Annotated in this window: 12 protein-coding genes; 4 read left to right on the top strand and 8 right to left on the bottom strand. The window is 55.7% G+C overall.

Annotated features, from left to right (window positions below; genetic code table 11):
- Window positions 1–217: 217 nt before the first annotated feature.
- The 4 genes from ACTF5M_RS10645 to ACTF5M_RS10630 all read right to left on the bottom strand — a co-directional run bounded on the left by ACTF5M_RS10645 (window position 218) and on the right by ACTF5M_RS10630 (window position 4,856).
- The gene (locus ACTF5M_RS10645; RefSeq protein WP_438960973.1) at window positions 218–817 is read right to left on the bottom strand and encodes a superoxide dismutase; all 600 of its coding nucleotides are present in this window, start codon (window positions 815–817) and stop codon (window positions 218–220) included.
- A gap of 118 nt (window positions 818–935) precedes the next feature.
- Window positions 936–1,502, bottom strand: a complete 567-nt coding sequence (locus ACTF5M_RS10640) for a sarcosine oxidase subunit gamma (RefSeq protein ID WP_438960972.1) — start codon at window positions 1,500–1,502, stop codon at window positions 936–938.
- Window positions 1,495–4,530, bottom strand: coding sequence for a sarcosine oxidase subunit alpha family protein (locus tag ACTF5M_RS10635; RefSeq protein WP_438960971.1), 3,036 nt, complete (start codon window positions 4,528–4,530; stop codon window positions 1,495–1,497). The genes ACTF5M_RS10640 and ACTF5M_RS10635 overlap by 8 nt, the downstream gene beginning before the upstream one ends.
- Complete coding sequence (locus ACTF5M_RS10630; protein ID WP_438960970.1) at window positions 4,527–4,856, bottom strand: sarcosine oxidase subunit delta; 330 nt, start codon at window positions 4,854–4,856, stop codon at window positions 4,527–4,529. Before ACTF5M_RS10630 ends, ACTF5M_RS10635 begins: the two co-directional genes overlap by 4 nt.
- A gap of 95 nt (window positions 4,857–4,951) precedes the next feature.
- Here ACTF5M_RS10630 and ACTF5M_RS10625 point away from each other — a divergent pair, with 95 nt between their 5' ends.
- Window positions 4,952–5,143 (top strand): hypothetical protein, encoded by a 192-nt coding sequence (locus ACTF5M_RS10625; protein ID WP_438960969.1) that lies wholly within the window; start codon window positions 4,952–4,954, stop codon window positions 5,141–5,143.
- Window positions 5,144–5,154: 11 nt separating this feature from the next.
- Here the strand turns inward: ACTF5M_RS10625 and ACTF5M_RS10620 are convergent, their stop codons facing one another.
- The gene (locus tag ACTF5M_RS10620) at window positions 5,155–6,399 is read right to left on the bottom strand and encodes a sarcosine oxidase subunit beta family protein (protein ID WP_438960968.1); all 1,245 of its coding nucleotides are present in this window, start codon (window positions 6,397–6,399) and stop codon (window positions 5,155–5,157) included.
- A 193-nt stretch (window positions 6,400–6,592) separates the two neighbouring features.
- Here ACTF5M_RS10620 and ccmI point away from each other — a divergent pair, with 193 nt between their 5' ends.
- The 3 genes from ccmI to ACTF5M_RS10605 are packed head-to-tail and all read left to right on the top strand — an operon-like array spanning window position 6,593 to window position 8,551.
- Window positions 6,593–7,834 carry a c-type cytochrome biogenesis protein CcmI gene (gene ccmI / locus ACTF5M_RS10615; RefSeq protein ID WP_438960967.1) on the top strand — a complete coding sequence of 414 codons (1,242 nt, stop codon included), beginning with the start codon at window positions 6,593–6,595 and terminating at the stop codon, window positions 7,832–7,834.
- Window positions 7,831–8,310 carry a Holliday junction resolvase RuvX gene (ruvX, locus tag ACTF5M_RS10610; RefSeq protein WP_438960966.1) on the top strand — a complete coding sequence of 160 codons (480 nt, stop codon included), beginning with the start codon at window positions 7,831–7,833 and terminating at the stop codon, window positions 8,308–8,310. Before ccmI ends, ruvX begins: the two co-directional genes overlap by 4 nt.
- Window positions 8,311–8,314: 4 nt before the next feature.
- Window positions 8,315–8,551, top strand: coding sequence for a DUF1289 domain-containing protein (locus ACTF5M_RS10605; RefSeq protein ID WP_341247027.1), 237 nt, complete (start codon window positions 8,315–8,317; stop codon window positions 8,549–8,551).
- Window positions 8,552–8,623: 72 nt separating this feature from the next.
- On the opposite strand, the gene ACTF5M_RS10600 is transcribed toward ACTF5M_RS10605, so the two are convergent.
- The 3 genes from ACTF5M_RS10600 to ACTF5M_RS10590 all read right to left on the bottom strand — a co-directional run.
- Entirely contained in the window at window positions 8,624–9,382 is a 759-nt protein-coding gene (locus ACTF5M_RS10600; protein ID WP_438960965.1) for a hypothetical protein, read from the bottom strand.
- 10 nt (window positions 9,383–9,392) lie between these two features.
- Complete coding sequence (locus ACTF5M_RS10595) at window positions 9,393–10,217, bottom strand: sulfite exporter TauE/SafE family protein (protein ID WP_438960964.1); 825 nt, start codon at window positions 10,215–10,217, stop codon at window positions 9,393–9,395.
- 14 nt (window positions 10,218–10,231) lie between these two features.
- The coding region (locus ACTF5M_RS10590; protein WP_438960963.1) for a tRNA-dihydrouridine synthase at window positions 10,232–10,672 on the bottom strand (441 nt) is incomplete at its 5' end.

The raw sequence follows: 10,672 nt of genomic DNA, 5'->3' as shown, positions 1-10,672 counted from the left end.
CGGAGCGCCAAAATATCAATGGTCGGGATATCGCTGAACTGTGCGTAGAAAAGCGGTGACAGCCCCCAGACGACACAGGCGGCAATCATTGCCGCTACACCTTTGAAACTTTCAGTCATGACGCAGCAGTGCGCCCATTCCTGCGGCGGGTCAAATGAAAAAGCCGCCGCTGATATCCTCAGGCGGCGGCTCAATTATCCCAGAAGCAGGTGCGCTATCACATGCGTGAAGCGACGTTCTCCCAGTTGACCAAGTTATCAAGGAAGCTGGTCAGGTACGCTGGACGCTTGTTGCGGAAATCAATGTAGTAGCTGTGCTCCCACACATCGCAACCAAGCAGCGCTGTTTGGCCAAAGCAAAGCGGGTTCACACCGTTTTCTGTCTTTGTCACTTTCAACGCGCCGTCGGTATCTTTTACCAACCATGCCCAGCCAGAACCAAATTGGCCTGCACCAGCAGCGCTGAATTGTGATTTGAATTCGTCGACTGAACCAAAGCTCTCCACGATGGCCTTTTCAAGCTCGGACGGCATTGCAGACGCGTTCGGGCCCATCATCTCCCAAAACTGGTTGTGGTTCCAAAGTTGGCTGATGTTATTGAAGATACCGTTTTGGGCAACGGAAGTCGCGTCATATGTGCCGACGATGATCTCTTCCATGGATTTGCCGTCCCACTCGGTGCCAGCAATCAATTTATTGCCGTTATCCACGTAAGCCTTGTGGTGCAGGTCGTGGTGGTACTCAAGCGTCTCTGCAGACATACCGTGCGCAGCAAGCGCATCATGTGCATAGGGAAGGTCAGGAAGTTCAAAAGCCATCTGTGAGGCTCCTCTCTCGTCAATTGATATTACGGATCGCTACCGCTTGAAATGAGGCGGCACCGCCCCCACGTCAAGGGGGGCGGTCAAATGCAAGCTGCTTATTTTTGTGCTCTGGCTACTTTGGATAAACCTCTGCACCTTTGGCTGCGGCAGCGCTCAAGATACCAAAGACATACTCGGACACGGAGCGGAAGCAGGTCACGTCGATTGTACGCGCATCCCGCATCCAGAAAGCGGCAGCAACTTGGGCCATCCGCGTCCGGCGCATGGTACCAACAGCAAAACTGCTTGGGCGCATATCAGCGGGGCTCAATTTCGCAATAACATCTCTCACGCCGGTACCTTGTACGCGAATGATGCTGCGCGCGTCACTAACATCCGCCAACAAGTGGTGCGTATCTTTCAGTGTTTTGCCCATCTTCGCGATCGCGCCATCGACGTCCGCATAGGGCAGAACCACCAGCAATTCGTCCGGCGACATCCAAGCAATGCCTTGATCTTTCGCGATCGTGCACATGCCGGCTTGGGGCATTTCTGCGCCACTGACACTTGTTGCCGCTTTTTTCAGAGCGGCAGATGAAAGATCACCGCGTAGGGTAATCATGCCGCGCGGGCCAAGGTCCTTGACCGTAACCGCCCCTTCAAAACGTTGCCCGTTCAGGGCCGAGATCGCCTTAGACATTTTGCTTAGCCCCCTCTTTATCGTAAAATACAGGATCAACGATTTCCGCACGCACCTCGGTTCCGTCCGTCTTGGGGAAGGTCAACACTTCGCCCATCCGGTCCGGACCGTCCTTAACCAGCGCCATGGCAATGCCCCGCTCCATTGTAGCGGAGTAGTAGCTTGATGTGATGCGCCCTTGGGTATTGCGCTGACCGTTATCATTGACCCTGTCGGCGACAGCATACGCCCCATCAGGGATCACGCTGCGATCCGTTGTCAGCAGACCAACCAGCTTCCAGCGCGCAGGATCAGCCATGAAGCTACGCTCATGTGCGCGCTTGCCAAGATAATCTTCTTTCTTCTTCGACAGCGCCCATTGCAGGTTTAAATCCTGCGGAATGACCGTACCATCAGTCTCATCACCAATCATGATGAAGCCTTTTTCAGCACGAAGAACGTGAAGAGTTTCAGTACCGTAGGGCATCACGCCAAAGTCTTGGCCCGCTTTATAGATCGCGTCCCAAAGGGCGCGGGCTTGGCCTGCCTTCACGGCAATCTCGTAGGACAACTCACCCGAGAAACTGATACGGAAAATGCGCACATCAATCCCCGCAAGCGTACCATCGGCCCACCCCATAAATGACAGCGCGTCTTGGCTCACGTCCATGCCACCCAGGGTTTCGAGAACTTTGCGCGCGTTGGGGCCAACAACAGCGATCTGACCATATTGCTCAGTGACGTTGGCAACGTAGACTTTCCAGTCCCACCATTCGGTTTGAAGCCACTCTTCAATATGTTGATGAATGTGATCCGCCCCGCCGGATGTGGTGTGGCATAGCCAGGTGTCCTCATCGATGCGCGCAACAACGCCGTCATCCATCAAAAAGCCGTTCTCGGAGCACATCAAACCATAGCGGCAGCGGCCAACTTTCAGGTTTGACATCATGTTCGTGTACAGCATGTCGAGAAAACGACCCGCATCTGGACCTTTGACAATGATCTTGCCCAAAGTTGAGGCATCCAACAGACCAAGGTTTTCACGCGTGTTTTTCACTTCGCGGTTAACTGCGTCTTCGTGGCTTTCACCATCACGCGTGTAGCAATATGGACGGCGCCAATGACCCACGGGCTCCCAGTACACACCATTGTCGTCATGCCAATCGTGAAGCGGGCTTCGGCGCATGGGCTGGAAAATATTACCCTTCGCCTCACCTGCGATCGATCCCATAGAGATGGGCGTGTAAGGCGGACGGAATGTGGTGGTGCCGACAGCCGGAATTGGCGCATTAAGCGCACCCGAAAGAACCGCCAGACCATTGATATTGCTCAGCTTACCCTGATCTGTAGCCATGCCAAGCGTGGTGTAGCGCTTGGTGTGCTCAACACTCTCATATCCCTCTTGGGCAGCCAGCTGAACGTCGCTCACTTTCACGTCGTTCTGATAGTCCAGCCACATCTTCGCACGCAGCGAGATATTCGCGCCTTGGGGCATGATCCATACCGGTGCCATCGGCGCCTCAGTCACGTCGGTTGCAGACGGTACAGGATCTTTGGCCTTCACCTTTTTGCCGCACGCAGCAACGACTTTAGCTGCACAGCTTGCACCGTCAGCAAGGCCTGCACCCAGCATCATATGCCCGTTCGCAGCACCAGCGACACTTACAAACGCTTTGCCGTCATGGCTTGTTGGCGCGCGATCTGGATCAGGGCGGAAAAACTGCCCGTCCTCATCCCACGTCAACTTCCCACCGCAATGTGACCACATGTGTACAACGGGGCTCCAGCCGCCTGACATTGCAACCACGTCACATTTGATTTCCTCAAGGACTGCACCTTCGCCTGCTTGCAAGCAAAGCGCGACACCGGTCACACGCTTGGTGCCTTTGACTTTGGCGATGCCCATGCCCTGCTTTACTTCAATGCCCAAAGCGCGGGCTTGGGACACAAACCCCTGATCCGGCATCGTGCGCGCATCAACGATTGCAGGCACGGACAAGCCCGCCTGAACCATGGCAATCGCCGTGCGGTACGCATCGTCATTGTTGGTCACAACAACCGTGCGGTCGCCTGCGCTGACGCCGTAGTTTACAGCATAATCGCGCACCGCAGACGCCAACATAACGCCCGGAATATCATTACCAGCAAACGACAAAGGCCGTTCAATCGCACCGGTTGCTGTGATGATCTGCTGCGCGCGGACTTTCCACAAACGGTGACGCGGACCATCCAGTTCAGGCGCGTGATCACGCAACCGCTCATAACAAAGCACATAACCGTGGTCATACACCCCCGCGCCCATTGTACGAGTCCGCAGAGTGACATTTTTCATCTTTTCAAGTGCTTGAACGGTGTTATTGATCCACTCATCAACGGCAATACCGTCAATTTCAGAAGGCACACCGCAGGTTGCATCAACAGGTGCGCGCCCCCCCCACTCGCCGTTTTGTTCCATCAACGTCACATCAAGACCGGCACGCCCGGCGGTAAGAGCAGCACTCAAACCCGCCGTGCCACCCCCAATGACCAAAACATCCGTGTGGTGATAGAAATGCTCGTAAGTATCGGGATCACGCGCTTCCGCGTCAGGTGCGCGGCCAAGCCCCGCAGACCGGCGAATAAACGGCTCATAGACATGCTTCCACAAAGGCCGCGGGTGAATGAACATCTTGTAATAAAAACCCGCAGGCAAAAAACGCGACAAATGCTTGTTGATGGCACCGACATCAAATTCAAGACTGGGCCAGTGGTTTTGGCTAGCGGCCTTCAGGCCCCCGAATAGCGGTGTGGTTGTGGCACGCGCGTTGGGTTCAAACGTGTTGCCCTCGCCCAAATTCATCAACGCGTTAGGCTCTTCCGCACCAGAGGCCACTACACCACGTGGACGGTGATACTTGAACGACCGGCCCATCAACATCTGATCTTCCCCCAAAAGGGCAGAAGCCAAAGTGTCTCCGGCAAACCCGCTCAGGCGTTTGCCGTTAAATGTGAAATCTACTTTGGCGCTTCGATCAATCAGACGGCCGCCATTTGCCAAACGTGTGCTCATGAAAAGTTTCTCCATGTCCAGCCCGGCCGGGCGGCGCTGATCGCGTCAGTGATGTTTTTCGGAGGCTCAAGCGTTTGCGCGCTGTAAGTGCCAAACACTTCAAGCGTGTTGGTGCAGCGCGCCGCGTGGAACCACTTGCCGCAACCGGCTGCGTGACGCCAGCGCTCAAAATGGATGCCTTTGGAGTTTTCGCGTTGGAACAAATACTGCTCAAACGCCGCGTCATCCGCGCCAACTGTCTCTCGTTTAACGTGCGCTTCGCCGCCGGCGGACAACTCTGTTTCATCTGCAGCGACGCCGCAATATGGGCATGTAAGGATCAGCATCGGGCAGCTCCGTTATTTAGGGCGAAATCGATGGGGTTTACTGTTAGGCTTGAAACGAGGGCGTTCAGTACACGCACCACAAAAGGAGTGAATCCTTGGATCAGACCACTATTTTGCTGTGTATCGGCGCAGCAGTTGTTGCTTTTGCCGTTATCATGTTTTTGCGCGAACAAGCCGCTATCAAGCGCCGCAAAGCCGCCAGAGGCGGACGCGAGGTTGACGTGAGCGACCTCATTGCTTTTGGCAGCGCTGCCGCAAAAGCCGAACGCGACGACAAAGAAACCTGACATCATCCGCATCAGTGCGCCACCCCTGCGGCAACACTTTCGTCGATGAAGCGGCCTTCGCGGAAACGGCCCAAGCCGAACTGGTCAGTCAAAGGTGAATGTCCTTTGGCGATCAACTCTGCCATGCCCCAGCCAGATCCCGGAATTGCCTTGAACCCGCCTGTCCCCCAACCGCAGTTGATGAACATGCCTTCAACTGGCGTTTTGGACAAAATCGGCGAGCGGTCCCCTGTTACATCGACGATACCGCCCCACTGGCGCAGCATCTTTAGGCGCGAGATCATCGGAAATGTCTCACAAAGCGCGCGCACAGTTTCCTCAACGTGGTGAAAAGAACCCCGCTGTGTGTAAGCGTTATGGCTGTCTGTACCACCACCAATGACCATCTCGCCTTTGTCTGATTGGCTCATGTAACCGTGCACCGTATTGGCCATCACAACCACGTCCATGCACGGCTTAATCGGCTCTGACACCAGTGCCTGCAGCGGCACAGATTCAATAGGCAGACGGAAGCCCGCCATATCCGCAAGCACACCGGAATGTCCCGCGACGACAACACCAAGCTTGTTGCAGCTGATATCACCTTGGGTCGTGGTAACGCCTGTCACTTTCCCGCCCGAACGCTTCACCGCTGTCACTTCGGTTTGCTGAATAATGTCCATACCCATGTCAGAGCACGCGCGGGCATAGCCCCACGCAACCGCATCGTGACGGGCCGTGCCACCGCGTGCTTGCCACAGGCCACCCAAAACAGGGTATCTAGGGCCATCCAAGTTAATGATAGGTACCAGTTCTTTGACGCGCTTAGGCTCAATCCATTCGGTCGTAACGCCCTGCAGCGCATTGGCGTGAGCCGTGCGTTTATAGCCGCGCACCTCATGATGGGTCTGCGCCAGCATGATTACACCGCGCGGGCTAAACATAATGTTATAATTTAGGTCTTGCGACAGTGTCTCGTACAAACTGCGGGCTTTTTCATAAATCGCAGCGGATGGGTCCTGAAGATAGTTTGACCGGATAATCGTCGTGTTGCGGCCCGTATTACCGCCACCTAGCCAACCTTTTTCGATAATCGCTACGTTTGTGATGCCAAAGTTGCGCCCCAAGTAATATGCAGTAGCCAATCCATGGCCACCGGCACCAACGATGATCACATCATAATGGCTTTTGGGCGCAGGTTTAGCCCACGCACGGCCCCACCCTTTGTGATATGTCAAAGCCTCTTTCGCGATTGCGAAGGCAGAATATTTCTTCATCGGGCAGCCTCATACATAGGTGGCGCAGAAAGGATCGATCTTGAGGTATTGATGCCACGGGTCACCATGCGCTGAAAGCCGCGCGGCGTCGCTTCCCTGCGGTTTTGCGACAACTGCGCACAGATGATCAAGGCCTCTTTTTGTTTGGTTCCGCAGCCGCTAGATAGTGCAAGGTCACAAAGGCAGAAAAACCATGATTTGGCTTATATTTTGGACAATTTCCGGCATTCTTGCACTTAGTGCAATGATTTGGATCGTCGCGGCGTTTTGGCGCACAGCCGATGCTGATGCAGAGTCAAAAAGCTATGACATCGATGTGTACAAAGCACAGCTCGCCGAAGTTGACCGCGACTTGGCACGCGGCATTGTCACTGAAGACCAAGCGGACGCTGTCCGCCTTGAAATCTCGCGCCGTCTTTTGGCCGCCGACGCATCTGAACAGTCCCAAAGCGGAACAGCCGCCGACGCACCAGCAACTTTGACCAAAGCTGCCGCAGTTTTGGGCGGTGCGGCTGTTGTTGCAGGTGCCTTGGGTCTTTATGCAACGATCGGCGCCCCCGGCTACGGGGACCTGCCCCATGCGGAACGCCTACGCATCGCCGAACAACTGCGCGCCGAGCGTCCCAGCCAAGAGATGGCCCAGAGTCAGGCAAGCCGAACGCTCAAAAAGCCCACAGCCGAACAACTACCCGAAGGCTATCTTGAGTTGGTTGAGACTTTGCGCACCACGGTCGCTGAACGGCCAGATGACGCACGCGGTCAAAGTCTTTTGGCAAACGCCGAAGCACGGCTTGGCAATTACACCGCCGCTTACACGGCCCAACAAAATGTGATCGGTGCCCAAGGTGATGACGCCACAGCCGAAGACTGGGCATTGGCGGGTGAGTTCATGGTTCTGGCGGCAGGCGGTTATGTCTCGCCCGAGGCCGAGAATGCCTTTGCCCAAGCGCTGCAAAAAGACGCCACCCAACCGCAGTCACGCTTTTACATCGGGCGCATGTTTGCCCAAACAGGCAGGCCGGACCGGGCGTTCCAGCTTTGGCGTCAACTAATGGATGCCAGCAGCCCCGTGGACCCTTGGGTTGTTCCCATCCGCGCCGAGATCGAGGACTTAGCCGACCGTGCAGGCATCCGCTATCAGCTGCCACCTGATGCCGCTGGCCCCTCTGCCGAAGCCATCGCTGCAGCACGGGACATGACAGCTGAGGACCGCACAGCAATGATCCGTGGCATGGTCAGCACGCTTAACACACGCCTTGCAACCGAAGGCGGCACACCTGCCGATTGGGCGCGCCTGATCAATGCATACGGCGTTTTGGGCGAGATCGACGCCGCCACCGCTATTTGGCAAAACGCCCAAGAAAGCTTTGCGGACGCGCCCGAAGCCCTTGCCATCATTAAACGCGCAGCAGACGCGTCAGGGATACCCAAATGATTTTTGAAGACATCGCAGAGTTTGCGGAAACGCTGCCAAACTTTACAGCCCTTGCGGGTCTTGATCTGGGCACAGTTACCTTGGGCGTCGCCGTGAGTGATACATTAATGTCGGTAGCGACCCCGCTGGAAACCATCAAGCGCAAGAAGTTCGGCGTGGACGCGGCCTCGTTGGCAAAAATCTGCGCCCACCGCGAGGTTGGCGGCATTGTGCTGGGCCTGCCCCGCAACATGGACGGAACAGAAGGCCCCCGCGCCCAATCTACACGCGCGTTCGCCCGCAACCTTGAACGGCTTAAGGCGTTTGCCACAGTCCCCATCACCTTTTGGGACGAACGCCTATCGACCGTCGCCGCCGAACGCGCGCTGATTGAGGCGGACACATCACGCAAACGACGCGCAGAAGTCATTGACCACGTTGCCGCCGGATATATTTTGCAAGGCGCGCTGGATCGTCTGCGCCATTTAAAGGGATAAAAACATGCCAACAGATGCCCCCGTTTGGCAACGCGCCGAGATCGAAAGTCCTTGCGTAAATATTTGCGTTATCCACCCCGAAACACGGCTGTGCACGGGCTGCTTGCGATCAATCGATGAGATCGGTGTATGGTCATCCCTGTCTGCCGACGCACGAAAAAACGTAATGGATGACCTACCAAACCGCGCATCCCTACTAAAGCAACGCCGCGGCGGACGGGCAGCACGGTTAAAGCGCTGACCCCTTACTTCTTTTGTTCATAAATATCCGCGCCGCAGGCTTTCTCGGCCGGTGCTAAACAAGCAACGGCCTTTAAAGCTCAATATCTAACCAAGAACGCCCATCGCCCAAATCTGGGCGAAAAAACCCTATCATGCGACCGTTTCCGTCTGGATCATCAACCTCTGGATCCCAAGGATCAGTGCCGTGCAGCAAAAACGGATGCAGCAAAGCCGCCTGCCCTTTTGTGATATTAAGCGGAACCTTTGGGCAGCAGTCAAATACCTCGCGCCGAGCCGCTTGATAGGCATCAGTGATATCGACCTGTGAGGGGTCCGCATCACCAATCGCTTCACGCAGGGCACGTTGCATAATGGTCTGACTTCCCTCCCAAACGACCGTTGGCGCAGCAGCAACTTTACCCAGCGGGATCGCCAAAATATAGGCGTGATACTCCATTGCAAAACGCCGTTTTTGCGGACCAACGGGCAGCAAGCCATCCACATGGGCGGCTGACCGTTTCAAACGGTAGCGGTGGTTGGCGTCACTCTCGCCCACGTCTTGTTTGGGGTAGCCAGGGTAAATAATCGAAACCTGCGCGCGGTGTAAAGGCAGCGTTGGAACAGCATCGCGCCACGCCCCCATCAGCGGCACATCACCAATGGCCCCATCTGGCGTATTAGAAAGCGCGTCCACACCCACAAACCATGTGTTGCCGTGCCGCAAATTAGTCGTCTGCACCGCAGGTTCACGTGTGATCGGGCGCATGACCTCTGCTGCCTTATCAGACCATTCAGCAACCCGCGGATCGTGCGGGTAAATCACAAAGCCGGATGATCCAAGCAGCCCCATACCCTACAAGTTATGCGAAAAACACGCCGCGCAACATATTGCCCGCAACGCAGATTAAGAAAAACGCAAACGCACGCTTTAATGGCTTAGGGTCCATCCAGTGGGCAAGCTTCGCCCCAAGTGGCGCGGTCAGCAATGTCATTGAAATCGTAAGACCGAAGGCGACTACGTTTATTGCCCCGAAAGTCAGCGGCGGCTTAGAGCTTGGCTCGATCTCAACGAACAAAAACCCAATCGCAGACGGCACTGCGATCAGCGCACCCAAACCTGCCGCCGTCGCCACAGCGCGGTGGATCGGGACGTTGAACAAGGTTTGGTAAGGCACGCAGAACGCCCCGCCACCAATGCCCATAAGCACTGACAGAAACCCAACGACCAACGAGGTGACATACCCCACACCGCCGCGCGGCAAAACATCACCCAATCGCCAATGTGGACGACCAAACGCCATGTATAGACCAACCAAAAGCCCTAAAATGCCAAAAATGCCTTGCAGGGTGACTGATTTAAGTTCGGACGCAATCCAAACTCCAACAACTGCGCCAAGCGCAATTCCCGGCGTCCAAGCCCGCAGCATGTCCCAGTCTACAGAGCGCTTTTTATGGTGACTTTGGACCGAGCGCACAGATGTCACAACAATCGTAGCAAGCGATGTCGCCAGACAAACCTGCATCAGCTGAGGGCCATCATAGCCAAGCGACGACAACAAGTAAAAATACCCTGGCACCAATACGATGCCCCCACCGACCCCTAAAAGACCAGCAAGCACGCCCGCAAAGGCACTAAACGCTAAAAGGGTCGTTACCAACGGTATTAATTCAGCTACGTCAGGCATTTAGGCACCCCTTCTCATGTGTCTTTTGATATGTCTTCTAAGGCTTTGGTTTCGCCGCTCTGTGCGGTTTCTGCCGCTTGTTTGATGAGTGCATAAGCGTCGCGCAGGACTTGCGCGTCCGCTCCGTTTTTGGGCGCGTGCTCAGACAGATAGCGCCGCCATGCACGCGCGCCCGGTTGTCCAGAAAACAACCCCAGCATGTGACGCGTGACTTGGTGAAGCTTACCGCCTTCGGCGAGGTGCGCTTCGATATGGCTGGCCATCGTCTCAATCACATCATCCAGCGGACGCGGTCCGCGCTTGGCCCAAATGCGCTGATCCGCCTGTGACAAAATCGCGGCAGGGTCGTGATATGCAGCGCGCCCCACCATGACACCGTCCAAACCGCGTTCAAGCAGCGCCTCGGCTTCGTCCAAGCTTGCTACACCGCCATTGATAGAAAGATGCAGATGGGG

The sequence above is a fragment of the Nereida sp. genome (assembly GCF_965655635.1).
Taxonomy (GTDB): Bacteria; Pseudomonadota; Alphaproteobacteria; order Rhodobacterales; family Rhodobacteraceae; genus Nereida.
The sequence above is the reverse complement of the archived record's forward strand: the minus strand, read 5'-3'. Positions and strand labels throughout refer to the sequence as shown.